This is a genomic window from Paraburkholderia sp. BCC1886 (assembly GCF_900996245.1).
Classification (GTDB): domain Bacteria; phylum Pseudomonadota; class Gammaproteobacteria; order Burkholderiales; family Burkholderiaceae; genus Paraburkholderia.
In genome coordinates this window covers 1-24,312 of record NZ_CAAJGK010000036.1, presented here as the reverse complement: position 1 = coordinate 24,312, position 24,312 = coordinate 1, and the positions used below count along the sequence as shown (strand labels likewise).

Genomic DNA, 24,312 nt, shown 5'->3' with positions numbered 1-24,312 from the left:
ACGCATTTTCATCTTCGGAATGTCATGAGCGAACTTCGACTTCGCGGCTTGCAGAAATCATTCGACGGTCAGCCGGTCCTGCACGGCATCGATCTGTCGGTCGAACGCGGCACGCTGCTCGCGCTGCTCGGCCCGTCGGGCAGCGGCAAGACCACGCTGCTGCGGCTGTTGTGCGGATTCGAACGCGCCGATGCCGGCAGCGTCGAGATCGACGGCCGGCAGGTCGTCGGCGATGGATTGCACGTACCGTCGGAACAGCGGCGCATTGGTTACGTGCCGCAGGAAGGCGCGCTGTTTCCGCATCTGTCTGTGGCCGACAACATCGTGTTCGGCTTGCCGCGCGGCCAGCGGCGCGCGCGGCATCGGGTCGCCGAACTGCTGGAACTGGTCGGCTTGCCGGCCGGCTTCGGGGAGCGCGCGCCGCAGCAGTTGTCCGGCGGTCAGCAACAGCGCGTCGCGCTGGCGCGGGCGCTCGCGCCGTCGCCGACGCTCGTGATGCTCGACGAGCCGTTTTCCTCGCTCGACGCCGCGTTGCGGCTCGAAACCCGCCAGGCGGTGGCGCAGGCGCTCGCCGCGACCGGCGCGACCGCCGTGCTCGTCACGCACGATCAGTCGGAGGCGCTCTCGCTCGGCCGCGAGGTCGCGGTGCTGTGGAACGGCCGGCTGATCCAGACCGCCACGCCCCAGACGCTGTATCGACGGCCGGTGACGCGCGAGCTGGCCTCGTTCGTCGGCGAGGCGGTGTTGTTGCCGGGCGTGGCGGACGAGAGGCGGGTGCGTTGCGAGCTGGGCGAGCTGCGTTTGTGCGCACCGCTCGACAACGCGGCCGCGCAGGCGCGCGGCCCGGTCGACGTGATGGTGCGGCCCGAGCAGATCCGTCTGCTGCGCGCCGACGAAATGCCGGCCGATGGCGTGACCGCGCACGCGGCGCTCGTCACCGAGGTGGTGTTTCAGGGGCAGGACGCGGGCGTCGCGCTGCAATTGCAGGCCGGCGCACGCCTTGTCGTGCGCGCGCGCGTGCCGGGCTATCTGTCGCCGCAGCCGGGGCAGAACGTGCGGCTCGTCGTGGATGGCGAGGTGACCGCTTATCCGCGAGCGTGAGGTTTGACCGCGTTTTTTGGGCCGCTGCCGCGTGACGGCGCGTCCCGCTGCGACAGATCCTGCATCATCTGGGCCGCCAGAAAATCACAGGTCGGCCGATCCGATTTGGCGCTGCGCGCGACCACGATGTCGAGCGGCACGATCTCCGGCAGGCCCTGTGCTTCGCCCAGTATCGCGAGCCGCGACGGCACGCTGCAGCGCGTGAGCGCGACCACCGAGAGCCCCGCATCGACGGTCGCCACCAAGCCCATCAAACTGGCGCTGCTGAACGCCGCGCGATAGCGAATACGGGCGCCGTCCAGCGCGGCCAGCGTATGCTGACGCGCCACGCAGCCGGGCTCGTACAGTCCCACCGGTAACGGCGACGCCGCCAGCACGGGGGTATCCACGGAAGCGCCCACCCACACCATCGGCTCGCTGCGCACGAATTCGCCGCGCAACTTGCGGTCACGCGTGACGAACGCGAGATCGATGCGATTGTCGGCCAGCATCGGCGCAAGCGACGTGCTCTGCGCGCACACGATCTCGATCTCCACGTGCGGATACAGATTCGAAAAGCGCCGCAGTACCGGCGAGAGCAGCGCCGACACATAGTCGTCCGGCGCGCCGAGCACGACGCGCCCGGTCACCTCGGGCCGCACGATGGCCGACCAGGCCTCTTCATGCAACGTCAACACGCGCCGCGCGTATTCGAGCAGCGTGTTGCCCGGCCGCGTGAGCGACAGATGCCGCGTGGTGCGCGCAAACAGCGTCGCGCCGAGCATGCTCTCGAGCCGCTTGATCTGCATGCTGACAGCCGCCTGCGAACGATGCACGGTGCTCGCCGCCTTCGTGAAGCTGCCCGACTCCACCACGGCCACGAAGGTGCGCAGCAGATCGACGTCGAATTCAGGGTGCATGATTCATCAATCCAGCTTATGGAATTGCTCAATTTAATTCGTTTGTCGGCGTCCCGCAAGCCACGCAATACTCCGGACATTGCAACGAGGAGCGCTTTCCGCATGTCTCTCACTCAACGCCAGCAGGGTGTTCTGTCGCTCGCGAGCGGCGGGCTTCTGATGGGCACGCTTGGCATATTCGTCGAGGAAGCACGGCTAGGCGCGCTGACGCTAGTGTTCTTCCGCTGTCTGTTCGGCTTCCTGTCGCTCGCGGCCTATTGCGCGTGGCAAGGCTTTTTCACCCGCGCGCATTTCACGCCGCGCACGCTCGGCCTCGCGCTCGTGACCGGCGTGCTGATGGTCACGCAATGGGTGGGTTTCTTCGATGCGATTCATCGCACCAGCATCGCGGTCGCAACCGTGGTGTTTCACGTGCAGCCGTTCTGGGTCGTGCTGATGGGCGCGGCGCTGTTCAACGAGCGACTCGGCAGGGACCGGCTCGGCTGGATCGCGACGGCTTTCGTCGGACTCGTGCTCGCGTCGGGCGTCGTGGCGAGCGGACCGCTGCAAGGTCATGCGAGCTATCTGATCGGGCTTGCCGAAGCGCTGGTCGGCTCCGTCCTGTACGCGAGCGTGACGCTGATCGCGAAAGGACTCGGCACTCTGCGCCCGCATCTGCTGACGCTGATTCAATGCGCGGTCGGCGTCGTGTGCCTGCCGTTCATCGCGCCGTTGAGCGCGGTGCCGATCGGGCCGATGCAGTGGTTCTGGCTGGTCGGCATGGGCGTACTGCATACCGGGCTGTCGTATGTGCTCATTTACGGCGCGTTGCCGAAACTGACGACGCCGGTCATCGCCGTGTTGCTGTTCGTCTATCCACTGACGGCGATCGTCGTCGATGCGCTCGTCTACGGCCGCACGCTCAGCTTGCCGCAACTCGCGGGCATGGCGCTGATCGTGGTGGCGAGCCTCGGCGTGAATCTCGGCTGGCCATTGCTGTCGATGCTGCCTGTGCTGCGTGGCGGTGCACGCAAACGGCGCGAGGCCGATTGAGGAGGCCGCGGCCTCCTCCACTTTCGATTCAGGCGCACGCTTTTACTGCGGCAGCACTTCGCCCGTGGTTTCCGGCGCGAACGGAATCACGAACAGACCGACGATGAACACGATCGCCGTCAACGCCACCGGCAAGCCGAGCGTATGCATATGCAGCACGGCCGCACCGAGCAGGAAGTTGACGCCCGCGCCGACGAAGCGCCCGAACGACGTGCAGAACGCGAACGCGGTCGCGCGCACGCGCGTCTCGAACTGCTCCGGCAGCCACAACGTGAACAGCGCAAAATTGCCGCCGAAGAAACCCAGCACCACGAGCCAGGCGATGAACGGCGCAAGCCCGTTCGGCAGATAGAACGCCCAGCCGAAACTGCCGACGATCGACACCGCCATGCCGACGAAGTAGATCGCCAGCGTCTTGCGGCGGCCGATGCGCTCGGCAATGGGCGGCAACGCGAGGCAACCGATGATCGTCGCGATCGACAATAGACCGGTCGCCAGCGACGCGGTGCGGATCGCATCGTTCTTCGCCATGCCGGCTTTGGTCGCCAGTTGAATCACCGCGGACGGTTCGTACACCGCGCCCGCCCACAAGCCGATGATGGCGATCGTCAATAGAATGCAGGCCGTCCACGTGCGGCGCCGGTAAGCCGGCCCGAGAATTTCGCGTAACGGCTTTGCGCGGACCGTGCGAGTGTCGGCGTTGGCTTCCGCTTTGGCCCACTTTTCCGGCTCCTTCACGCGCAACAGCACCAGAATCGCGACCACCACGGGCACCGCGCCGGTCAGGAACATCGCGCGCCAGCCGAAGTGCACGCCGACGGTGTAGTTCAGCGCGGCTGCCAGAAAGAAGCCCGCGTAGTAACCCGTTTGCAGATAACCCGCGCCCATCTTGCGGCGATCTTCCGGCCACGCTTCGGCCACGTAGGTGCCCGCCAGCGCCCATTCCCCGCCGATCCCGACGCCCGCGATGAACCGGTAGATACCGAGTTCCCACACGTTATGCGCGGTCGCCGCGAGGCCCGTGAAAATTGCAAACGTGAAGATGGTGCCAGCCAGCACCTTGGTGCGGCCGAAGCGGTCGGCGAGCGGACCCCACACGAACGACAGCCCCCAACCCACCAGAAACAGCGCGAACAGAATGGACCCGGCCAGTCCGACATTGGCCGGCGTCGCCGCGTAACCGGAGCGCGGCAACAACTCGGTCAGTGCAGGCGTGAGGACCAGCGCGTAGATGAACGAGTCCATCCCGTCGAGCGTCCAGCCGGCCCATGCGCCCCAGAATCCGACGATCTGCGACCGGTTGAGCGGCGTGCGCCGCCTTGCGACCGGTGTGCGGTCGGTGAATGAATTCATCTTGCTCCTCCAGCCTTACGGTTGAACGACGGATGGCGCGCTGGGTCATCGGCGACCGTCTATCCTGAAAAATCTCGGGAAGGCTGTCGTTAAGACGCGTCTTTTTATATATAATATTTGAATTATGAGACATGCAACAGATGGTTTTCCCTTAAGCGAGGCCGTTTCCGGCGCGCTTCTTCCGGTCGCGACACCGCGCGAAAGCACCTCGCGGGTCATCGCGGAGGCGCTGCGCACGGCGATTGTCGACGGCACGCTGGCGCCTGGCGCGCCGCTGCGTCAGGACGCAATCGCCCGGCACTTCTCCGTGAGCGCGATTCCCGTGCGCGAGGCTTTGCGTCAGCTGGAAAGCGAAGGCTGGGCGAAAGCCGCCGTGCACAAAGGCGCCACTGTCGCGCCGCTGTCGGCGAACGAAGCGCGCGAGATCTACGAGATCCGTTCCGCGCTCGAGAGTCTGGCCATCGGTCTCGCGATTCCGAATCACACCGCCGCGACGTTGCGCGAAGCCGCCAGCCTGTGCCGCGCCGCCGAACTCGAAGCGGACCCGTCGAAGTACGTCGCGCGCAACGTGGCGTTCCATACGAGCCTGTATGCGCCGGCCGGCCGGCCGCAACTCGAAGAGATGATCGGCATGCTGCACCGGCGCGGCGAACGCTATCTGCGGCTGAAGTTCGGGCTGCCGTCGTACAAGGGCGAGTCAGATAACGATCACGTCGCCTTGCTCGATGCCGTTCAGCGCCGCGACACCGCCGCAGCGCAGACGCTGGTCGCCGCGCATCTGCTCGGCACGGGCGAACTGCTGTACCGCTTTCTCACCGAACGCGCGCAGGCCGAAGCCGCGCTCGCAAATCAACCGAAGACGCGAGCCCGTCGCACGCGCACCACTCACGGGAATTGACCGAGCCGATGAATCAAGCCGCCCAGACATCCTCCACCGCCGCGCCTGCCGCGCCTGCCACCCACACGCCTCGTTCGTGGACCACCCGTCGCGATGAAAAGAACCGCCGCCTCGCGGCCATCGCGCCCTGGCTGGAAGACGGCATCCTGCCGCCGCACCGCATCGTCGACGCGCTCGAAACGCTGATCCAGCCCGGCGACCGCGTCGCGCTCGAAGGCGACAACCAGAAGCAGGCCGACTTCCTGTCGCGCTCGCTCGCCAAGGTCGATCCGCAAAAAATTCACGACGTGCATCTGCTGATTTCGAGCATCGGCCGCCCCGAGCATCTGACGCTGTTCGAGCGCGGCATCGCGCATAAGGTCGACTTCTCGTTCGCCGGCACGCAAAGCCTGCGCGTCGCGCAACTGCTCGAAGACGGGCAACTGGAAATCGGCGCGATCTATACCTACGTCGAGTTGTACGCGCGCATGTTCGTCGACCTGACGCCGCACGTCGCGCTGCTCTGCGCGGAAAAGGCCGACCGTCACGGCAATCTGTACACCGGACCGAATACCGAAGACACCCCGACCATCGCCGAAGCGGCCGCGTTCCGGCATGGCATCGTGATCGTGCAGGTCAACGAGATCGTCGACGAACTGCCGCGCGTGGATATTCCCGGTTCGTGGGTCGACGTGGTCGTGCAGGCGGATCGCCCGTTCGCCGTCGAGCCGCTGTTCACACGCGATCCGCGTCATATCGGCGATCTGCAGGTGCTCACCGCGATGATGGTGATTCGCGGCATCTACGAACCCTACGGCGTGACGTCGCTGAATCACGGGATCGGCTTCGACACCGCCGCCATCGAATTGCTGCTGCCCACCTACGGCGAATCGCTCGGACTCAAAGGCAAGATCTGCCGCAACTGGACGCTCAATCCGCATCCCACGATGATTCCGGCGATCGAATCGGGCTGGGTCGACAGCATTCATTGCTTCGGCAGCGAAGTCGGCATGGAGCAGTACATCGAAGCGCGTCCGGACGTGTTCTTTACCGGCAACGACGGCAGCCTGCGCTCGAACCGCGTGCTCTGCCAGCTCGCGGGTCAGTACGGCGTGGATCTGTTCATCGGCTCGACCTTGCAGATCGACGCGGATGCGAATTCCTCCACCGTCACGCGCGGCCGGCTGGCCGGTTTCGGCGGCGCGCCGAACATGGGTCACGATCCGCGCGGCCGGCGTCATTCGAGCGCAGCGTGGCTCAAGTTGCTGAAGGATCAGGGACCGGTATCGCGCGGTCAGAAGCTGGTCGTGCAGATGGCCGAGACGTACAAGAAAGGCGGCGAGCCGACCTTCGTCGACGAACTGGATGCAGTGGCCGTGGGCGCAAAAAGCGGCATGCCGATTGCCCCGGTGATGATTTACGGCGACGACGTGAGCCATGTGGTCACCGAGGAAGGCATTGCTCATCTGCATAAGGCGGAAGGTGTCGAAGAGCGGCGTGCGGCGCTCGCGGCTGTTGCCGGTGTCACGCCGATCGGTTTGCGGGCGAAGCCGGAAAAGACCGCGGAGTTGCGTCGGCGCGGCATCGTCGCTTACCCCGAAGACCTCGGCATCCGGCGCGGCGAAGCGAAGCGCTCGCTGCTGGCCGCACGCAGCATCGACGATCTGGTGACGTGGTCGGGTGGTCTGTATGCGCCGCCGGCGCGTTTCAGGAGCTGGTAATCATGGCGTCGGGTGCTTGGGTTCCAATGTCGCCGGCTCGGTTTGTAACCGCTCGCGTGCGGTCCCGCGTTCGTTCTTTCGATAGCGTCGATGCGCACGTCGCCACGACGTGGCCGTCGCTTGCCGACGACCGGCTCGCCGCTTACGCCGTGCGTGCGCTGATCGACGAAGCGCAACTCACGCCGAAGCCGGCGCTGGTGGATCGTCGCGGGAGTGGCGCGCATCGCGACCTCGATCTGTCGATCATGCTGCGCTCGGCTAATGCGCTCGCGCCGACATTCGCGGCGCTGGCGCGGGCCGCGCGCCAGCGCGGCGAACCATCGGCGTTGCTGCGCACGGAACTCGCGCAGATTGGTCGCGCCGGTGAGCAGGATATGCTGGCTGCGACCGGCGGGAGCAATGCGCATCGCGGGGCGATATGGATCGTGGGTTTGCTGGTGGCGGGGGCTGCGTTGCGGACTTCCTCTCGCTCCGGTTCCGGTTTGGGCTCTGGTTCCGCGAGCGGAGCCGCTCGCTTCGATGCCGTTAGCGTAAGTAGCATTGCCGCCCAGATCGCCTGCTTTCCCGACCGCTTCGCCGCACCCAGCAACAGTCACGGCGAACGCGTGCGCGAGCGCTATCAGGTCGGCGGCGCGCGGCGCGAAGCGCAGGACGGTTTTCCGCACGTCGTCGAGATTGGCCTGCCAGCTTTGCTCGCGGCACGCGCGCGCGGCATCGACGAAAACGCGGCGCGCGTCGACACCCTGCTCGCGATCATGGCCTCGCTCGACGATACCTGTCTGTTGCATCGCGCGGGTCTCGCCGGTTTGCAGGCCGGTCGGCAAGGCGCGCTCGACGTGCTGGCCAGCGGCGGCGTCTCGACGTCGGCCGGCCGCGCCGCTTTCGACAAACTCGAGCAGACGTTGCTGTCGCTCAACGCATCCCCGGGCGGCGCAGCCGATCTGCTCGCCGCCACCCTTTTTCTCGACATGCTGGCGCAGCACGACGCCAGCGGGAGCACATTGCCATGGAACATCTGACTTTCGACTATCCGGCGCGTCGCGCCGTGACGACCCGCGCGCACGTCGGCGTAGTGGGTTCGGGCGATCTGGAGGTGCTGCTGTCGCCGCCCGATGGTGGCGGTGCGAGGGGCGGCACGAGCGGCGGTGCGAGCGGCGGCGCGAGCGGCGGCACGAGCGGCGGTGCGAGCGGCGGTGCGAGCGGCGCCGATGCGCTGACCGCGCACGTGGTCGTGCGCACCAGTGTCGATGGTTATAGCCATATCTGGAAGAGCGTGCTCGACCGGTTCTTCACGCGTTACGACGGCGCCGCGCAGATCGAGATCAACGATTTTGGCGCGACGCCCGGCGTGGTCGCGCTGCGTCTGGCGGAAGCCGTGGAAGCGGCCGAACAGGGAGATCCGGCATGAGCGACGTACTCAACTCCGCGGTGACCTCCGCAGTTACCTCGTCCGTTGCGCCGATGCTGCGCGACAGCTTCATCGAATTGCCGGCGCGCGAGCGCGCCCGCGCGTTGCTCGACCCCGGCACGTTCCGCGAACTGCTCGGACCGTTCGACAAGATCGAGTCGCCGTGGCTACCGCTGCAAGGCGTCGTGTGCCAGGCCGACGACGGCTGCGTGATCGCGCGCGGCACCATCGACGGCGAGCCGGCCGTGGTCGCCGCAATCGAGTCCGCGTTCCAGGGCGGCAGCATTGGCGAAGTGTCGGGCAGCAAGATCGCCGCCGCACTCGAACTGGCGTTGCGCGATTGCGAACGCGGCCGGACCGTGCGCCCCGTGGTGCTGTTCGAAACCGGCGGCGTGCGTCTTCAGGAAGCCAACCTCGGGCTCGCCGTGATCTCCGAGATGCAGGCGGCAATCGTCGCGTTGCGCCGTTACGTGCCCGTGGTCGGCGTGATTGCGGGGATGGTCGGCTGCTTCGGCGGCATGTCGCTCGCCGCCGCGCTGTGTTCGACTCTGCTGGTGACGAAACAAGGCCGGCTCGGCATGAACGGACCCGAAGTGATCGAACAGGAAGCCGGCATCGACGAACTCGACGCCAGCGATCGCCGCCGCGTCTGGCAACTGATCGGCGGCGAACAGCGCAGCGCGACCGGCCTCGCCGACCGGCTGGTCGACGACGACGCCGACGCAATGCGTGCCGCGGTCCGCGCGGCCTTTTCGCAAGGTCTGCCGGCCGCGCATCGCAGCGAGCAGGTCGAGGTTTTTCTGGAGCGGTTGGCACGGATCGATCCGGCCAGCGTCTCGCCCGAGAGCATGCGCGAGACATTCAAGCCCGTGGAGGGATTCGGCACCGGAACGAAAGTCCAGTCCAACGCAACCGGAGAGCAAGCATGAGCGATACCTCCATGAGCCGCGGCGCGCGCTGGTTTCACGCGCTCGCCGGCGAACCGTCCGGCCGCGCGCCGGTGTGGAGCGGCGACGCGCCGCTCGGCGGCGAAACTGCGCGCTTCATTACCGTGGTGCCGGACCCGGACAACCGTTTTCCGCGTGCCACCGATAACGTGGTCGGCCTCGAGCAAGGCTGGCAACTGGCGCGCGCCGTGCGCGAAACGATCGCCGCCGACGCACCTGGCGCCACGCGCCGGCCGATCGTCGCGATCGTCGACGTGAAGAGTCAGGCCTACGGGTATCGCGAGGAAATGCTCGGCATTCATCTCGCCTGCGCCGCTGCCGTGGATGCGTATGCGAGCGCTCGCGATGCCGGTCATCCGGTGATTGCGCTGATCGTCGGTCCGGCGATGTCGGGCGCGTTCCTCGCGCATGGTTATCAGGCGAACCGCATCGTCGCGCTCGATGCGCCCGGCACGATGGTGCATGCCATGGGCAAGGAAGCCGCGGCGCGCGTGACACGCCGCACCGTCGAAGCGCTCGACGCGCTCGGCGAAACCGTGGTGCCGATGTCCTACACGATGACGTCGTTCGCCAAACTCGGTTTGCTCGATCAACTGATAGAAGGCGTCGACGCGGATGCGCCGCAGGACGCTCACGTCGAACGCGTGCGGCAGGTGTTGGGCGCGCAGGTTCGCAGCGCGCGTGATGGCAGCCGCAATCTGTCGCATCGGCTGGAATCGGCGGCGGCGCAGCAGAACCGCGCGGCGTCGATCGAAGTGCGGCGGCGTCTCGCCGAGCAATGGGATCTCGCCTGATGCGAGCTTGCGCGGCGCCGCCGTTTGCAGCCGAACGCGCGCTGTCGCGCGATGCGTGCTGGCGGCCGCACGACTTGTTGCGGCTGCGACGCCTTGCAGCTATCGACGGCGAACCGGCGTGGGTCCGCGAGTCGTTTGCGCGCGCACCTTATGCGGTGGTCCGGCGCGCGTTGGCGGCCGATGGTTTCGTGGCGGTCGGTTTGCGCGGGACGCAACGCGCGCAACGTTATGGCACGTGGGCGCATAGCGTCGATATCGACGAAGTGATGGCGCCTGAGGCTCTGGCGCGGCGCCGCCCGCTCGATGAGCGCGGCGGCTTGCCCGCGTTCGCGGCGCTCGCTGCTTTGCAGAGCGAGACGGCGGGACCGCTCGCAGGCTTCGTCTGGGGACCGACTGGCAGCGTGGGCTTCGAACTCGCAGCAGGCGTTGCCACGGCGACCCGGTCGAGCGATCTGGATCTGTTGATCCGCACGCCGGATGCGATCACTCGCGCCGACGCCCGAGCTTTAATTGACCAGCTCGATGCCGTCGCTCGGCACGCGGGCATTCGTGTCGATGCGCAACTCGAAACGCCTGCTGGCGGTGTTGCGCTCGCCGAGTGGGCGAGCGGCAAAACTCGGGTGATGGCCCGGCATGCGAGTGGGCCGGGATTGACCGACGATCCGTGGGCCACCGCCGAGCGAGTTGTTGGCGATTGCATGTGTCAAGGCAGCAGCAGTCACGACGGCGGTATCGGCTGATGCTCGCATTCCTGTTCCCCGGTCAGGGTGCACAGACCGACGGCTTCCTGCATCGGCTGCCACAACATCCAGCGGTCCAGGCCACGCTTGCCGAAGCCTCCGATGTACTCGGCACCGACGTGCTGACTCTGGACAGCGCCGGCGCGCTGCGCTCCACCGTCGCCGTGCAGATCGGCCTGACCGTTGCCGGCGTGGCCATGTCTCGCGCACTCGCCGAAGAAGGCATCACGCCGCAAATTTGTGCGGGCCTTTCGGTGGGCGCCTACGGCGCGGCGGTCGCTTGCGGCGCCGTGCGTTTCGACGCTGGGTTGAAAATGGTCCGCCGGCGCGCTGAGTTGATGGAAGCGGCTTATCCATCGGGATACGGTCTGGCAGCCGTGTCGGGTTTGAGCGAACCGCAACTCGAAACGCTCGCCGCGCAACACGCGGCCGACGGTCTGCCGCCTGTGTATCCCGGCAATATCAATGCGCCGCGTCAGATCGTGATGGCCGGTGCCGATACCGCGCTGAATAGCTTCATCGACCGCGCGCTGGCGGCAGGCGCACGCAAAGCAACCCGGCTTGCGGTCAGCGTACCCTCGCACTGCGAACTGTTAGCCGATGCCTCGGACGAACTTGTCGCCTACGCGCGCAATGTGCATTTCGACTTGCCGCAGTGCACTTACGTCGGCAATCGGGGTGGACGTCCGCTGTACACTGCGGATGCGATTCGCGACGACCTCGCCACGAATATGCGCTACACCGTGCGCTGGTTCGACGCGCTCACCGTCATGCAGGAAATGGGCGCTCGCGTATTGATAGAGATGCCGCCCGGCCAGGTGCTGACCGATATCGCGCGAGAACACTTTCCGGACAGCGCGACGCTTGCGGCCAGCACGTTCAGCTTCGACCGACTCGTGGCCACCGCTCGACGGCGGATGGATTTATAAAATCCGCTGAAGCGCCGCGACGCCGCAATACTGGCTGCTCTCACCTCTTTTCTTAATCGACGCGAGCCCCGCGTCGTCTGCATTGGCAAACTATCTGCATCAGGCCTGTTCGGGTGCGCGGCCCAGTGCATGCGAATCGGGTTCGGCGGCGTTGTCGCCGTGCCGGTTATCGAGCGTTTTCCCGCGCCCCGGCGTGACGACCGCACCGCTTCCGCCCGGACGTTGCATCCGCTTCGCATGCCGCTCGATCAAACGTTGCAGCAGGCAGAATGCGCACAGCAACGCGCCGATCACGATGCGGGTCCACCACGAACTCAGCGTGCCGTCGAAGGTAATCAGCGTCTGGATCGTGCCGAGAATGCCGACGCCGAACAGCGAACCGATCACGTACCCGACGCCGCCCGTCAGCAAGGTCCCGCCGATCACCGTCGCGGCAATCGCGTCGAGTTCCATGCCCTGCCCTTGCAAGCCGTAGCCCGACAGCACATAGAACGTGAACACGACGCCGCCGAGCGCCGAACAGAATCCGCTCGACGCATACACGCCGATGCGCGTGCGCGCGACCGGCAGACCCATCAGCAAGGCCGAACGTGCATTGCCGCCGACCGCGTAGACATTGCGCCCGAAACGCGTGAAGTGCGCGACGAAAATGGCCACGACCAGCGTGACGAATGCGATCAGCACATTAGCCGTGACCGAGCCGATACCGATGTCCAGACGGAACGCCGAGATCTTCTGGAACGTCGGGTCGTTGATCGTAATGGATTGCGTCGTGATCAGAAAGCAGAGACCGCGCGCGAAGAACATGCCGGCGAGCGTGACGATGAACGCCTGCAGGCGGAAAAAGTGAATCAGCGCGCCTTGTATTGCACCGAACACGGTGCCGATCAGCAGCACGAGCGGCACGATGGCCCACACCGACCAGTGCAGGTGCTCCGACAGCACGGCTTCGACGATCGTGGTCAACGCGACGATCGACCCCACCGACAGATCGATGCCGCCGGACACGATCACGAAGGTCATGCCGATCGCGACGATTAGCAGAAACGCGTTGTCGATCAGCAGATCGAGCAGCACTTGCCATGCGAAGAAGCCGGTGTACATCACCGAACCGAAAGCGAAGAGTCCGCCGAACAACAGGATCGTGACCGCGATCGGCAGCGTGCGCGGATCGACGACATGGGCCCAGATATCGAGGATTCGTCTCATCGTGCGACTCCGCGTTGTTTGACCAGCGAGCCGAAGCTGGACAGGACGAGCGAGCGCGCCGTCGGCGACTGGATCACGCTGACCGCCAGCACCACCGCCGCCTTGACCACCAGCGTCGCCTCGGGCGGCACGCCGATCGAATACGTCGTGTAGGTCAGCGTCTGGATGATCAGCGCACCCAGCACGGTGCCGGTGAGACTGAAGCGGCCGCCGAGCAGCGACGTGCCGCCGAGCGTCACCGCCAGAATGGCGTCGAGTTCGAGCAGCAGTCCGGCATTGTTGCCGTCGGCGCTGCGTACGTTGGAGCTGATCAGAATGCCGGCCATTGCGGCCGTCAGCCCCGAAAACCCGTAAACCGCGAACACCAGCGCCCGCGCGCGCAAACCGACGAGGCGCGTCGCCACCGGATTCACCCCGATTGCGCGGATGAACAGCCCGAGCGCCGTGCCTTCCACGAGCAACGCGGTGGCCAGCACGGCCACCGTGGCGATCCACACCGAGCACGGCACACCGAGCCAGTAGCCGCCGCCGACGAACAGATAGCCGGGCGCGCCGATCGGGATGATCTGCCCGGCGGTCAGCAGTTGCGCGACGCCGCGGCCGGCGACCATCAGGATCAGCGTGGCGATGATCGGCTGCATGCCGACGAACGACACCAGCAGACCGTTCCACATGCCGCTCAGCACGCCGACGAGCACGGCCGCCAGCAGCGCCTCGGCGATCAGCCCGGTGCCCGGCGCCGCTTGCGTGGCGAGAATCGTGGCAGCCGCGGCGCCTGCGATCGCCACCACCGCACCGACCGAGATATCGATGCCGCGCGTCGCGATCACCAGCGTCATGCCCGTGGCGACGAGCGCGAGCGGCGCGGCGCGATTCAGCACGTCGATCGGCGCGCCGAACAGGTGGCCGTCCAGCACGCGCAGCGACAGGAAGTGCGGATTGACCCACAGGTTCAGCGCACACAGCAACAACAGCGTGATGCACGGCCAGATCAGCGGACGCTCGGCGCCGTCGCGCACGAACCAGTTCGATAGCTTCATTCGCCGCTCCCCGCGATGAGTCGATAGATGTTGTCTTCGTTCGACGCCGTGCCCGCGACTTCGGCGATCTTGCGACGGTCGCGCAATACCGCGACGCGATGACTGACGCGCAGCACCTCGCTGATCTCCGACGAAATGAACAGGATGCTCAGACCGTTCGCGCACAGCGCGAGCAGGCGATCCATGATGTCGAATTTGGCGGCGACGTCGATGCCGCGGGTCGGTTCGTCGAGAATCAGCAGCTTGGGATCGGTGGCGAGCCAGCGGGCCAGCAATGCCTTTTGCTGGTTGCCGCCGGAGAGCAGTCCGATCGGCTGGTCGGCGTCGGCGGCCTTGATGCCGAGTCGTTCGATCCACAAGTCGGCCAGCTCGTGTGCGCGCGGCCGGCTGATCTTGCGCCACCAGCCGCGGCGCGCCTGCAGCGCCAGCAAAATGTTTTCGCGGATCGAGAGTTCGGCGACGATCCCCTCTTTCTTGCGGTCTTCCGCGCAATAGCCGATGCCGTGCCCCACCGCGTCGCGCGGCGAGCGCAGGCGTACGGGGCGCCCTTCGATCAGGATCGTGCCCGAGTCGGCGCGGTCCGCACCGAACAGCAGCCGCGCGGTTTCCGTGCGGCCGGAGCCGAGCAGTCCGGCCAGACCCAGAATGCGGCCGGGATGAAGGTCGAGGTCGATGGGCTGCATGCTGCCGCGCCGGCCGATGCCGCGGAGTTCGATGAAGGGCGGCGGTGCGGAGGGGCTGGGCGGGCGGGCTTCTTGGGCTTCGTGGGCTTCGTGGGCTTCGTGGGCTTCTTGGGCTTCTTGGGCTTCGTGGGCTTCTTGATGCTCGTCGGCTTTGCGCAGGCGTTCGCTCATGCGTTCGTGGCCCACCATCTTCGCGACCAGTTGATCGGGCGGCAGGTCGCGGGCGAGATACTCGCCTTCGCGTTCGCCGTTACGCATCACGGTGATGCGATCGGAAATCGCGTACGTTTGCTCGATGAAATGCGTGACGAACAGAATCGCAATGCCCGACTGTTTGAGATGCCGGAGTATTTTGAAGAGTTGCGCGACTTCGCCGTCGTCGAGACTCGACGTCGGCTCGTCGAGGATCAGCACGCGGGCATCCACGGAAAGCGCTCTCGCGATGGCGACCATCTGCTGCACGGCGATCGGATAGGCGTCGAGCGAACGGCTCACGTCGAGCGACACGTCGAGGCGCGCCAGCGCCGCCTGCGCCCGCTGCTTGATGTCGGACCAATGTATCGCGCCAAAGCGTTTCGGCTGCCTTCCGGCGAAGATATTTTCTGCCACCGACAAGTTGGGGCAGAGGTTCACTTCTTGATAAAGAGTGCGTACGCCGGCGGCCTCCGCGTCCTGCGGTGAGCCGAACGCGATCACTTTTCCGCCGAGGTGCATCGTGCCGGTATCCGGTTGAAGTACGCCAGTGAGTACGTTGATCAGGGTGGATTTGCCGGCGCCGTTCTGGCCCATCAACGTATGTATTTCGCCGGGGAACAGGCGAAAATCCACATGCTGCAGCGCTTTGACACCGGGGAAGATTTTGGTGATGCCGCTCGTGGTCAGCATCGGTTCGGAAGCGGGATGCGTGATAGACCTCGCTTAAAAGAGACCGCCCACTGCCGAAGCAGTTGGGCGGTCAGGCACCGCTGGAGAAAATGGTCGATCTGCTGGCGATGGCGGATCGACTGTGTTTCGCGCCCGCTGGGTTCGCGGTTTCGTTTCGCGTTTTTTTTGCTTCCTTTGCAGAAGCTTTGGTTACCCGATCAGTACTTTCGCGTGGGCAGTGTCTGCGCGGCAACGCTCATCGGGAAGACCGTTTCTTCCGTGAGAATGCGCTTGGGCAACGGCTTGCCGGCCACCACGTCTTTAACGGCTGACATCAGTTGCGGCCCGAGCAGCGGACTGCATTCCACGTCGACATTCATCTTGCCTGCGGCCATCGCCTGAAAGCCACCTTTGGTTGCATCGAAGGAGACGACAGTGATGTCTTTGCCCGGATGCATGCCGGCCTCTTCCATCGCCTGAATGGCGCCCAAAGCCATATCGTCGTTATGCGCATAAACCACGTTGATCTTGGTCCCGTAGGTTTTGATGAACGCCTCCATCACCTGCTTGCCGCCGGCAAGCGTGAAGTCGCCACTTTGCGACGCGATGATCTTGAACTTGGGATCGCTCTTAATCACTTCGACGAGACCGGAGTGGCGGTCGTTGGCAGGGGCCGAGCCCACGGTGCCCTGCAATTCGGCGATATTCACGGTGCCGGGCGCGCTCTTGTAGTGATCTTCGAGCCAATGGCCACCGCGGCGGCCTTCTTCCATGAAATCCGAACCGATCATCGTCACGTAAAGCGACGTGTCTTTTACGTCGATGTTTCTATCCGTGAGAATGACCGGGATTTTCGCGGCTTTCGCTTCTCGTAGTACCGGCTCCCAACCCGATTCGACGACAGGGGAAAAAGCAATGACATCGACTTTCTGAGCGATGTACGAACGGATTGCCTTGATCTGGTTTTCCTGTTTTTGCTGCGCATCGGAGAATTTGAGTTTGATCTTCGCATCGGCAGCGGCCGATTTCACCGACTCGGTATTCGCCGTACGCCAGGCGCTTTCCGCGCCGACCTGTGCGAATCCGAGAGTTATGGGTTTGTCTTGGGCGTACGCGGTTTGTGTACCCAGTGCCAGCGGACCGATGCTTGCGCAGATTGCGAGTGCGCCCAACGCACGACATGCGGCGCGTCGTGTATTCGCCATGTCTGTCTCCTGATCGTTGTTGTGTTGGCGACCCCGTCACCCGCCCAGCGCTAACGGCCCTCACGGTGCGAGATCGTGCTGTAGCGTAGTGGGTGGGGCGTTACCCGTCCAATCACATGATTTGCGGAGTCGATATCAGTTTTGGTATTGGGCGGGGCGTCGGAGGTTGGACGGCGGCGGTCGCTGGTTTCGATTAGCCTGGGCGAGGAGTCACCCAGCGGAAGGTCAGATTGATGCGCTCGCCCATTACCCGAGGTTCTTTCGGAATGCGATGGCGCCAGTCGGATTGCGTGTCGCCTTTCATCACGAGCAGACTGCCGCCTTTGAGTGAGTACGATTGGACGACTCCGCTTTTGTTGTGTCGCAAGTCGAAGGTGCGCGCAGCCCCGAGGCTGACCGACGCGATGACTGGATGAAAACCCAACTCCGGTTCGCGGTCGGCGTGCCACCCCATGCTGTCGGTGCCGCTGCGATAGCGGTTGATCAATACGCTGTTGAAGCGAGTGGCGCAGATCGCTTCGGCGGCGCTTTTCAATTGGGCGACCGTCGGCGTCCACGGTTGCGGCAGATTGCGAATTCCCGAATACACATAGACGGCATCGGGCTCGCCTTGCCAGGCGGTGAGGCGCGGCAGTGGCACGCGTCCGCCCGGCGTACCCATGGTGTCCTGACGCCAGGCGACTTCGCCGATGATCCTGGTCAATGCGTCGGCCGCAGCCGACAGCGAGAGCCAGTGCGGATGCCATTCGACGTCGAGTGTCGGCAGGTCATCGAAAAGATCGGTCATTGAATTACGGTGGGGGTTGGGTGCGGGGTTGGGTGCGGGTTGGGTTATTTGTTTAACTGAAAAGTGCAACGTAAAAGACAACGGCTCCGATTAACGCACCAATGAAACAGAAGCCTTCGTCGGCGTCGTCGCCCGTGGATCGCACCCATGCTCCGACCACGCCGAACAGCCCCGCGATGCCGAGTGCAACGCACACCATGACGACATAGAACAGCGCCGTCTTACCCAACTCCGAAAAGTCCATCTGTTGCACGCTGAAATACAAACCAATCGCCATGACCGATATAACGACCAAGGGCAGCATGACGTGACTGCCCTCGTGACCAACATGATGCGAAGCGTGCACCGCACGCAAGGGGTGTTCCGATCTGGACAGCTTCATGATGCGTCTCCTGCCGCGCTGATTAGCGCGATGGACGAACCGCCGAGGAACCCGATAGTCCCAATCGGACGCGGTTCCTATTGAGAATAGTGCACGCGTGCACACAACTCAAAGCCCATTTAATTGAGTTCTGCGGGGCTGGCAAACAACTGTTACTCGATCAAGCTGCTTGTTGCATCGCACTATGCGGCGAGGCCTTGGATACGGAAGGCTTGTTGCGAGCCAAAACCGCAAATTTGGCGTATCGGGCACGCACTTGCACATGCCGGTAGAATGGGTCGGCCGGTCTGCCCTGTGGTTACGGATGACCGACGCGACGCCGCCGATGCTTTTGTCACGTCGGCCCCTTCCCGCCTCTATGTTCTCTATGCGCCGCTCATCGTTTCTTGTCCGTATTATCCTCATTGGCATCCTGCTGCATATCTATGTCGGCGTTCGTCTGATTCCTGACATGCCGGTAGAAAGCACCACCCGATTGCTATGCGCACTCTGGCTGGTCGCGTCGATCTTTCTGATTCCGCTCGGGATGCTCGCACGCAGCATCCAGCGCCAGCCGCTCGGGGATCGGCTTGCCTGGGTCGGCCTGCTGGCAATGGGCTTCTTCTCCTCGCTACTGGTGCTGACTTTCGTGCGCGACCTGCTGCTGGCCGTGCTACTTATTGTCAACGCCATCCGGCCCGACGCAATAGCGATTGCAGAATTGCGCGGAGTGTCGGCCGCCGCCGTGCCACTGCTCGCGCTACTCTCCACCTTGGTCGGCCTCTACAACGCGCGACGGCGCGCAAAGGTGGTAACGGTCGAAATCCCGATAACCGACTTGCCGGCCGCGCTGAACGGTTTCACGATCGTGCAGATCAGCGACATTCATGTGGGACCGACCATTAAGCACCGCTACGTGGAGGCGATTGTCGACGCGGTCAATCACCTCAAGCCGGACCTCATTGCCGTGACCGGCGACGTCGTAGATGGCAGCGTTCCGCAACTGACACGACATACTCAACCTCTCTCGCGACTCAGCGCGCGCCACGGCGCATTCCTCGTGACCGGCAATCACGAATACTACGCAGGAGCCAATGCCTGGATCGACGAGTTCCGCCGACTCGGACTCAAAGTGCTGCTCAACGAACATGTGATCGTGGAGCATGACGGTGCACGTGCCGTGATTGCCGGCGTAACCGACTATTCCGCAGGCCATCACGATCCGCTGCATCACAGCGATCCGGTTGCCGCGCTCGCAGGTGCACCTCGCGACGTGCTGGTTAAAGTGCTGCTTGCTCATCAGCCGCGTTCAGCCAACGCCGCCGCGGACGCGGGCTTCACGCTGCAATTGTCCGGCCACACACACGGTGGCCAGTTCGTACCATGGAACTTCTTCGTGCGATTCCAGCAACCGTTCACCGCGGGGCTCGCGCGGATGAATGGTCTTTGGGTATATACCAGCCGCGGCACCGGCTACTGGGGCCCACCGAAACGTCTGGGAGCGCCGTCAGAGATCACGCGCGTACGCCTGGTACCCGGAAAAGCATGATGAGGTGACGGACTAATGCACGACCGGGGCTGACGTTGACGCCGGCGCTGATACCGGCGCCACAGCCACTGAGACCTGGGAGGCGAAGGCGACCAACACCTGCATGCCCACGGCAATGCTGGCGGCCTTAGCGGGCTCCTGACTCTGGATATGGAATATCGCGCCGTCTGCACCCTTCAGCGCCAACACACCTGACGCGTGATCGACCGCTTCAACGACCGCGTTCACGTTCTGACCGTCGTTCGAATGGATGGGTTCAGCCGTTGCTACCTGCCCATCGGCACCTCGCATGACGCTCACGACAGCATTGCGTGTCATGCGTAGATGTACCTTCCCACCTTGCCCGATTTGCGTGAGATCCCGAGGGTCGGTGATGTTGAACGAGGCGCGACCACCGTGTGCGTCGAGCACCGTCACAGTATGTGCAACCTGATCCAGCGATTGCACGACGCCCTCGGCCTGCAGCGTGCTGCTCGCTTCAAATGGCGTGGGTAGCGCCGCTGCGAAAGACACGTGCGGAGCAGCAATAATCAACAGACTGGCAATAACGCCCGCAGCTTTGAATTTCATACTTCCCCCGATGAATGACGCTTTCCGAATGGTGTGGACAGTGTCGTTTTCGCGATAAATTGCGTCAACATTCGGAGTCCGTATTTAGCGGCAGATAGTTCTGGTCACTGAGAAGAAATTTCCGCATTTATAGCTTCGTTCAATTGCTCCCGAGAGTAACTTCGAGTTGCGGACAGAGAGGCCCACACGATCATCCGCATCGTCTACACTTACCGGGCAATTGCTGCAGACAATGTCAATTCCCCGTCCCGAATATGGACTGCCATTCAAGCTTCGACTAAGCTCTGTCACCGTGATTTTTTGTTCACACCCAACCATGGAGTCTCGATTATGGAACACGGCATCATTGCATGGCTCATCATCGGCGCGATCGCTGGCTGGCTCGCCGGCGTGCTCGTCAAGGGCGGCGGCTTCGGGCTGATCGTCGATATCATCGTCGGGATCGTCGGCGCCTTCATCGGCGGCTGGCTCGCCGGCGTGCTGCATATCTCGCTGGGAGGCGGCTGGATCGGCTCCATCATCACAGCGGTAATCGGCGCGGTCATTCTGCTCTTCCTCATCAGGCTGGTTCGACGAGGGGTCTGAAGTTTTACCGGTGTATCACGGCGTCAGGCGCGACAGTCGCCTGACGCCTCTTCGGATTACAAACTCTTTTCGGCTGTTGGCAGTAGCAGAGTCGACGACGTTCCGGCAGCATGAAACGGCGCTTCCTTGTCGAGTAACGCGCTGCGAATGAAGTGAAGGCAACTCAGAATGCGCTGAAGGTCGTGACGCCGTTCGCGATCGGCATGCACAGTGTCCAGCAGATCCTGGGCGATTGCGCTGGTCTTACGCAAGCACTCGATCGCTTGCTGGAGGCGGCGCTCATCGGGGTCGCGGAACAGCCCGGCAATTGCACCGTAGGTCTGCTCGAGGCTGCCGCGCCAGTCCCGGCGATAGGCATGAGCGTAATGCGCGAGGTCAGTTTCCCGCCGTAGATCGATCACCGCATGCCCCACTTCCAGCGTGGCCAGCATCCAGCGCATGGCTTCCTTGCGGCGTCGAGACTGCCGCGTCAGCAGAAGGCGCAATTGCGATGTCAGATCGTGCGTACTCGACTGAAAGCGATGGTTGAGATCCGGAAGCGCATCGTTACATGCCGACACGACTTGCGCTCGCAGATCCATCATGATCCGGTCAATGAGCCAGCGCATGTCGAACGGGAATGCGACCGCAAAGACGAGCGCACCCAGTAGCATGGTCGCGGTCAGTGCGATCCCGTTGTTGATCAGCAGATCGGGCTGGTACACGACGACGTTGTCTGGCCCTGCCAGCAAGCAGAAAAATACGGAAAACCCGATCCCGTAACCTGCGGCACCTTTTCGTGTTGCAACGAACGCACCGAGCGCGAGCACGGGTGCGAGCGTCGCGCACAGCAAGGGAAACCCGTCGATATTCGGGTACACGTAGCAGGTGAAGAGGTAGCCTACCGACGTCGCGGCCACGGCACCCAGCGCCATCTGCGTTGCCATTCTCGAAGCGTTGGGCGCGTTGGATGTGAGCGCACAGACGAGCGCAGCGCCGATCACTGCAAGGCCGCCGCTCGGCCAATTGGTCTCGAGCCAGAACCACGCGACGATGCTCATCATCAGCGCCGAACGCAGAAACGTGCAGGCGACGACCAACCGGTTTGTTCGGCTTACGTAGCCAGTTTCGGCTAGCGGAGGGCCGATCGTCGGCACAGGGTGTTCCAACGACGCATAGATGTTCGAATAAACAACCCACTCGCCGATAAACCGGTAAAGCAACTCTGCCGCGGTATCGAAATCGGCTAGCGACTCGACGGACGCAGCTTCAAGTGGGCATCTCGTCCCCCGGACGCGGGCAGGCAGGTTCGCTCGAAAAGATCGTAGGCGCGCGGCTACGCGAGACGGGTCGTCGTCGAGTTCCGGCGACTGCAATTGTGACGAAAGCTCGTACAAGGACTGCTTGATCGCGTCGATCATCGCCCCTTCGCCATTTGCACGTAGACGCTTGAGTAACTGATGTAGCGCATGCAGTCGCGTGCAGGCATCCATGAACGCCGAGTTCAGATGCGTGAGATGACGGCCGCGTGAGCGCATCGCCGGATCCTCGAACGCCGCAAAAATTCGCGTCGCCTCGAATCCGACGATCTGATCCACGAGTTCGGCAAAACGTCGTTCGAACTGATCGCTTTCGATACTGCGGTCGAGCACATCGATCGCGAACCTCGTAAAATTTCCGTACCGTATGTGAAGCGCCCGCTCGAGCGCGAGGCTGGCACGCTGTGGAACGATCAACGCACTCACCGCACTCGAGCACAGGATTCCGACCGCCACTTCTGCTGAGCGCGTCAGTGCCGCGAGAAACAGTTCGTGGGGCGCGGCGACGTTGGGAATGCCGATCAGGGCGGCGGTGTAACCCGCCAGCACGAATCCGTACCATCTGAAATGCCGGTACCGGACCGCTGCCGCAACGCAGGCGCTTACCCAGACGGCTATTCCCAACATATATAGCTCGGGTTGCTGGACGAACATTGCGCCAAGCACCAGCGCTGCGACAGTGCCCACGGCAGTCCCGAGAATCCGATAGAAACTTTTCGCGAGGACCATGCCGCTGAACGGCTGCATCAATACGAATACCGTGGTCATCGCGATACGCGGCTGGCTTAAGTCCAACAGCATCGCCAATCCCAACGCCAGCAAACCGGCCATCGCTGTTTTGAGCAGATGCAAAGCGATCAGGCCATCGCTGGACAGCCAGTCGCGCAATGCCGCAGCGAGCCTTTGCAGAATGACGGTCGTCGCAAGAAGGTGATTCGCCACCGGCACTACCGCATGCAGACGTTTCATGAGGGGGCTACGCGTCCTGACTGGGTCGCTGGGAATCGTCGGCGTACGCTACGATACGGACAATGAAGTCGCCGATTGTATGAGCGTGTGGCGAGCGCATTAACGGGCGCCGAAAATAACGTCCTTTCTGGAATCGACAACAATCAGGCGATTGGTTGGATGGACAATACGGCTCCCCGCCGTGTAATAGAAGGATCGATGGATACGTTACAAAACATGCGCGTGTTCGTGCGGGTAGTCGAAGCAGGGACTTTTACCGCCGCCGCGCAATCGCTTAACTCGACCACGGGCGCGATGTCGCGTGCGGTCTCTGAACTCGAAGCTCATCTGCGCACGCGCTTGTTGAACCGCTCAACTCGGCGGCTCGCCCTGACTACTGCAGGCGAGCGTTATCTGACACGATGTCAGCAGATACTGAGCGATGTCGACACGGCAGAAGAAGAAGCAAGCTGCGCTCACGAAAGGCCGAACGGTGCTCTGCGAATGCACAGCTTTGCCAGCATCGGTCAGCACTATGTGCTGCCGGCAATCTCGCAATATCGTGCGCTGTACCCGGAGGTGACTGTCGAACTGACGTTGTCGCAACGCATGCCAGACCTGTTCGAGGGCAGCGCGGACGTCGCTGTCGTCACCGCATCGACTCTGCCTGATTCCGAGTTGGTATCGCTACTGCTCGGCACTACGTTCAACATTCTGTGCGCATCACCTTCATACGTCCGTGTCCACGGTGAGCCTGAACGACCAACGGACCTCGCCGATCATGATTGCCTGATTTTGCATACCCCAGCGTTTCCGGCGCACGAATGGGTGCTTAACGGCCCGGATCAAAGCCACACGCTGGAGGTCAACGGTCCTGTGCAGGTCAACATTGCCGAGTCGCTACTCGTCGCGATTCGCGAGGGAATGGGAATTGGCATGGTGCCGCTTTATGCGGCCATTTCCGGCTTACGCGATGGCACGTTAGTGCGCGTATTGCCCGGCTATACATCGCAGAAGACAAATGTCTACGCGCTTTATCCGTCGCGCAAGTTTATCGATGCGAAGACGCGTACGTGGGTTGAATTTTTGCGTACGCATCTGCCGGAAATGATTGCCCGCGATGAGGCGCTTCTCACTGAAGTCGATCGGAGGCACGGTATTAGCGATATCGTGCCGACTTTATCCGCTGCCAGCGACTAGATATATTGATGCCGGCATGTCACCGCCGGTATCGATGTGGTTTGGTTTTTTCTTCGAGCCGTAAACGCAGAAACCCCACCGTTGACGGGTGGGGTTTCTGTTGCTGCTGGGGAGCCTGACGATTACCTACTTTCACACGGGAATCCGCACTATCATCGGCGTGGAGTCGTTTCACGGTCCTGTTCGGGATGGGAAGGGGTGGGACCGACTCG

23 protein-coding genes are annotated in these 24,312 nt (G+C 63.5%); 13 read left to right on the top strand and 10 right to left on the bottom strand.

The genetic code is table 11. The features are described 5' to 3' along the window. Positions 1–24 precede the first annotated feature (24 nt). Positions 25–1,101, top strand: a complete 1,077-nt coding sequence (locus FQ746_RS05710) for an ABC transporter ATP-binding protein (RefSeq protein WP_144107960.1) — start codon at positions 25–27, stop codon at positions 1,099–1,101. Here FQ746_RS05710 and FQ746_RS05705 read toward each other — a convergent pair. Then, positions 1,086–2,000, bottom strand: coding sequence for a LysR family transcriptional regulator (locus tag FQ746_RS05705; protein ID WP_144107959.1), 915 nt, complete (start codon positions 1,998–2,000; stop codon positions 1,086–1,088). The two genes, FQ746_RS05710 and FQ746_RS05705, sit on opposite strands and share 16 nt — an antisense overlap. A 102-nt stretch (positions 2,001–2,102) precedes the next feature. Between FQ746_RS05705 and FQ746_RS05700 the strand changes: the two genes are divergently transcribed. Then, complete coding sequence (locus FQ746_RS05700) at positions 2,103–3,032, top strand: DMT family transporter (protein WP_144107958.1); 930 nt, start codon at positions 2,103–2,105, stop codon at positions 3,030–3,032. Positions 3,033–3,074: 42 nt separating this feature from the next. On the opposite strand, the gene FQ746_RS05695 is transcribed toward FQ746_RS05700, so the two are convergent. Further along, positions 3,075–4,385, bottom strand: a complete 1,311-nt coding sequence (locus tag FQ746_RS05695) for an MFS transporter (RefSeq protein ID WP_144107957.1) — start codon at positions 4,383–4,385, stop codon at positions 3,075–3,077. 124 nt (positions 4,386–4,509) lie between these two features. On the opposite strand from FQ746_RS05695, the gene FQ746_RS05690 reads away from it, so the two are divergent. Genes FQ746_RS05690 through mdcH form a run of 8 tightly spaced genes read left to right on the top strand, consistent with a single transcriptional unit; the run spans position 4,510 to position 11,801 of the window. Continuing rightward, positions 4,510–5,283, top strand: coding sequence for a GntR family transcriptional regulator (locus tag FQ746_RS05690; protein WP_144107956.1), 774 nt, complete (start codon positions 4,510–4,512; stop codon positions 5,281–5,283). 8 nt (positions 5,284–5,291) lie between these two features. Continuing rightward, positions 5,292–6,983, top strand: coding sequence for a malonate decarboxylase subunit alpha (mdcA, locus tag FQ746_RS05685; RefSeq protein ID WP_144107955.1), 1,692 nt, complete (start codon positions 5,292–5,294; stop codon positions 6,981–6,983). A 26-nt stretch (positions 6,984–7,009) separates the two neighbouring features. Beyond that, positions 7,010–8,002 carry a triphosphoribosyl-dephospho-CoA synthase gene (locus FQ746_RS05680; protein WP_409932372.1) on the top strand — a complete coding sequence of 331 codons (993 nt, stop codon included), beginning with the start codon at positions 7,010–7,012 and terminating at the stop codon, positions 8,000–8,002. Further along, entirely contained in the window at positions 7,990–8,391 is a 402-nt protein-coding gene (locus FQ746_RS05675) for a malonate decarboxylase acyl carrier protein (protein WP_144107953.1), read from the top strand. Before FQ746_RS05680 ends, FQ746_RS05675 begins: the two co-directional genes overlap by 13 nt. Then, positions 8,388–9,320, top strand: a complete 933-nt coding sequence (locus FQ746_RS05670; RefSeq protein WP_260853906.1) for a biotin-independent malonate decarboxylase subunit beta — start codon at positions 8,388–8,390, stop codon at positions 9,318–9,320. The genes FQ746_RS05675 and FQ746_RS05670 overlap by 4 nt, the downstream gene beginning before the upstream one ends. After that, entirely contained in the window at positions 9,317–10,132 is an 816-nt protein-coding gene (gene mdcE / locus FQ746_RS05665; protein ID WP_144107952.1) for a biotin-independent malonate decarboxylase subunit gamma, read from the top strand. The genes FQ746_RS05670 and mdcE overlap by 4 nt, the downstream gene beginning before the upstream one ends. Then, positions 10,132–10,872: a malonate decarboxylase holo-ACP synthase gene (locus tag FQ746_RS05660; RefSeq protein ID WP_144107951.1), complete on the top strand. Its 741-nt coding sequence runs from the start codon at positions 10,132–10,134 to the stop codon at positions 10,870–10,872. The genes mdcE and FQ746_RS05660 overlap by 1 nt, the downstream gene beginning before the upstream one ends. Continuing rightward, the gene (gene mdcH, locus FQ746_RS05655) at positions 10,872–11,801 is read left to right on the top strand and encodes a malonate decarboxylase subunit epsilon (RefSeq protein WP_144107950.1); all 930 of its coding nucleotides are present in this window, start codon (positions 10,872–10,874) and stop codon (positions 11,799–11,801) included. The genes FQ746_RS05660 and mdcH overlap by 1 nt, the downstream gene beginning before the upstream one ends. 99 nt (positions 11,802–11,900) lie before the next feature. On the opposite strand, the gene yjfF is transcribed toward mdcH, so the two are convergent. From yjfF to FQ746_RS05625, 6 genes are all read right to left on the bottom strand, one after another. Beyond that, on the bottom strand, positions 11,901–13,010 hold the full coding sequence (yjfF, locus tag FQ746_RS05650) for a galactofuranose ABC transporter, permease protein YjfF (RefSeq protein ID WP_144107949.1): 1,110 nt from the start codon (positions 13,008–13,010) through the stop codon (positions 11,901–11,903). Then, positions 13,007–14,050: an ABC transporter permease gene (locus FQ746_RS05645; RefSeq protein ID WP_144107948.1), complete on the bottom strand. Its 1,044-nt coding sequence runs from the start codon at positions 14,048–14,050 to the stop codon at positions 13,007–13,009. The genes yjfF and FQ746_RS05645 overlap by 4 nt, the downstream gene beginning before the upstream one ends. Beyond that, a complete protein-coding gene (locus tag FQ746_RS05640; RefSeq protein WP_144107947.1) occupies positions 14,047–15,618 on the bottom strand; it encodes a sugar ABC transporter ATP-binding protein in 1,572 nt (523 codons plus the stop codon). The genes FQ746_RS05645 and FQ746_RS05640 overlap by 4 nt, the downstream gene beginning before the upstream one ends. Before the next feature lie 197 nt (positions 15,619–15,815). Further along, the gene (locus FQ746_RS05635; protein ID WP_144107946.1) at positions 15,816–16,802 is read right to left on the bottom strand and encodes an ABC transporter substrate-binding protein; all 987 of its coding nucleotides are present in this window, start codon (positions 16,800–16,802) and stop codon (positions 15,816–15,818) included. A 193-nt stretch (positions 16,803–16,995) separates the two neighbouring features. After that, positions 16,996–17,589, bottom strand: a complete 594-nt coding sequence (locus FQ746_RS05630; RefSeq protein WP_144107945.1) for an alpha-ketoglutarate-dependent dioxygenase AlkB family protein — start codon at positions 17,587–17,589, stop codon at positions 16,996–16,998. Positions 17,590–17,641: 52 nt separating this feature from the next. After that, a complete protein-coding gene (locus tag FQ746_RS05625; protein WP_144107944.1) occupies positions 17,642–17,971 on the bottom strand; it encodes a hypothetical protein in 330 nt (109 codons plus the stop codon). Between the two features lie 367 nt (positions 17,972–18,338). On the opposite strand from FQ746_RS05625, the gene FQ746_RS05620 reads away from it, so the two are divergent. Beyond that, positions 18,339–19,499, top strand: coding sequence for a metallophosphoesterase (locus FQ746_RS05620; protein ID WP_144108097.1), 1,161 nt, complete (start codon positions 18,339–18,341; stop codon positions 19,497–19,499). A 12-nt stretch (positions 19,500–19,511) separates the two neighbouring features. On the opposite strand, the gene FQ746_RS05615 is transcribed toward FQ746_RS05620, so the two are convergent. After that, a complete protein-coding gene (locus tag FQ746_RS05615; protein ID WP_144107943.1) occupies positions 19,512–20,069 on the bottom strand; it encodes a hypothetical protein in 558 nt (185 codons plus the stop codon). 330 nt (positions 20,070–20,399) lie between these two features. Here FQ746_RS05615 and FQ746_RS05610 point away from each other — a divergent pair, with 330 nt between their 5' ends. Continuing rightward, a complete protein-coding gene (locus FQ746_RS05610; protein ID WP_144107942.1) occupies positions 20,400–20,654 on the top strand; it encodes a GlsB/YeaQ/YmgE family stress response membrane protein in 255 nt (84 codons plus the stop codon). A gap of 56 nt (positions 20,655–20,710) precedes the next feature. Here the strand turns inward: FQ746_RS05610 and FQ746_RS05605 are convergent, their stop codons facing one another. Then, a complete protein-coding gene (locus FQ746_RS05605; RefSeq protein WP_144107941.1) occupies positions 20,711–22,921 on the bottom strand; it encodes an FUSC family protein in 2,211 nt (736 codons plus the stop codon). A gap of 198 nt (positions 22,922–23,119) precedes the next feature. On the opposite strand from FQ746_RS05605, the gene FQ746_RS05600 reads away from it, so the two are divergent. Beyond that, positions 23,120–24,100, top strand: coding sequence for a LysR family transcriptional regulator (locus FQ746_RS05600; protein ID WP_144107940.1), 981 nt, complete (start codon positions 23,120–23,122; stop codon positions 24,098–24,100). Positions 24,101–24,312: the final 212 nt, after the last annotated feature.

What these genes read in the sequence shown, in the direction of transcription:
- FQ746_RS05625 (WP_144107944.1), bottom strand. Translation starts at nt 17,971, where the DNA reads ATGAAGCTGTCCAGATCGGAACACCCCTTGCGTGCGGTGCACGCTTCG.
- FQ746_RS05670 (WP_260853906.1), top strand. Translation starts at nt 8,388, where the DNA reads ATGAGCGACGTACTCAACTCCGCGGTGACCTCCGCAGTTACCTCGTCC.
- yjfF (WP_144107949.1), bottom strand. Translation starts at nt 13,010, where the DNA reads ATGAGACGAATCCTCGATATCTGGGCCCATGTCGTCGATCCGCGCACG.
- FQ746_RS05605 (WP_144107941.1), bottom strand. Translation starts at nt 22,921, where the DNA reads ATGAAACGTCTGCATGCGGTAGTGCCGGTGGCGAATCACCTTCTTGCG.
- mdcA (WP_144107955.1), top strand. Translation starts at nt 5,292, where the DNA reads ATGAATCAAGCCGCCCAGACATCCTCCACCGCCGCGCCTGCCGCGCCT.
- FQ746_RS05695 (WP_144107957.1), bottom strand. Translation starts at nt 4,385, where the DNA reads ATGAATTCATTCACCGACCGCACACCGGTCGCAAGGCGGCGCACGCCG.
- mdcE (WP_144107952.1), top strand. Translation starts at nt 9,317, where the DNA reads ATGAGCGATACCTCCATGAGCCGCGGCGCGCGCTGGTTTCACGCGCTC.
- FQ746_RS05600 (WP_144107940.1), top strand. Translation starts at nt 23,120, where the DNA reads ATGGATACGTTACAAAACATGCGCGTGTTCGTGCGGGTAGTCGAAGCA.
- FQ746_RS05675 (WP_144107953.1), top strand. Translation starts at nt 7,990, where the DNA reads ATGGAACATCTGACTTTCGACTATCCGGCGCGTCGCGCCGTGACGACC.
- FQ746_RS05630 (WP_144107945.1), bottom strand. Translation starts at nt 17,589, where the DNA reads ATGACCGATCTTTTCGATGACCTGCCGACACTCGACGTCGAATGGCAT.
- FQ746_RS05620 (WP_144108097.1), top strand. Translation starts at nt 18,339, where the DNA reads ATGCGCCGCTCATCGTTTCTTGTCCGTATTATCCTCATTGGCATCCTG.
- FQ746_RS05615 (WP_144107943.1), bottom strand. Translation starts at nt 20,069, where the DNA reads ATGAAATTCAAAGCTGCGGGCGTTATTGCCAGTCTGTTGATTATTGCT.
- FQ746_RS05690 (WP_144107956.1), top strand. Translation starts at nt 4,510, where the DNA reads ATGAGACATGCAACAGATGGTTTTCCCTTAAGCGAGGCCGTTTCCGGC.
- FQ746_RS05640 (WP_144107947.1), bottom strand. Translation starts at nt 15,618, where the DNA reads ATGCTGACCACGAGCGGCATCACCAAAATCTTCCCCGGTGTCAAAGCG.
- FQ746_RS05680 (WP_409932372.1), top strand. Translation starts at nt 7,010, where the DNA reads ATGTCGCCGGCTCGGTTTGTAACCGCTCGCGTGCGGTCCCGCGTTCGT.
- FQ746_RS05710 (WP_144107960.1), top strand. Translation starts at nt 25, where the DNA reads ATGAGCGAACTTCGACTTCGCGGCTTGCAGAAATCATTCGACGGTCAG.
- FQ746_RS05660 (WP_144107951.1), top strand. Translation starts at nt 10,132, where the DNA reads ATGCGAGCTTGCGCGGCGCCGCCGTTTGCAGCCGAACGCGCGCTGTCG.
- FQ746_RS05645 (WP_144107948.1), bottom strand. Translation starts at nt 14,050, where the DNA reads ATGAAGCTATCGAACTGGTTCGTGCGCGACGGCGCCGAGCGTCCGCTG.
- FQ746_RS05635 (WP_144107946.1), bottom strand. Translation starts at nt 16,802, where the DNA reads ATGGCGAATACACGACGCGCCGCATGTCGTGCGTTGGGCGCACTCGCA.
- FQ746_RS05700 (WP_144107958.1), top strand. Translation starts at nt 2,103, where the DNA reads ATGTCTCTCACTCAACGCCAGCAGGGTGTTCTGTCGCTCGCGAGCGGC.
- FQ746_RS05705 (WP_144107959.1), bottom strand. Translation starts at nt 2,000, where the DNA reads ATGCACCCTGAATTCGACGTCGATCTGCTGCGCACCTTCGTGGCCGTG.
- FQ746_RS05610 (WP_144107942.1), top strand. Translation starts at nt 20,400, where the DNA reads ATGGAACACGGCATCATTGCATGGCTCATCATCGGCGCGATCGCTGGC.
- mdcH (WP_144107950.1), top strand. Translation starts at nt 10,872, where the DNA reads ATGCTCGCATTCCTGTTCCCCGGTCAGGGTGCACAGACCGACGGCTTC.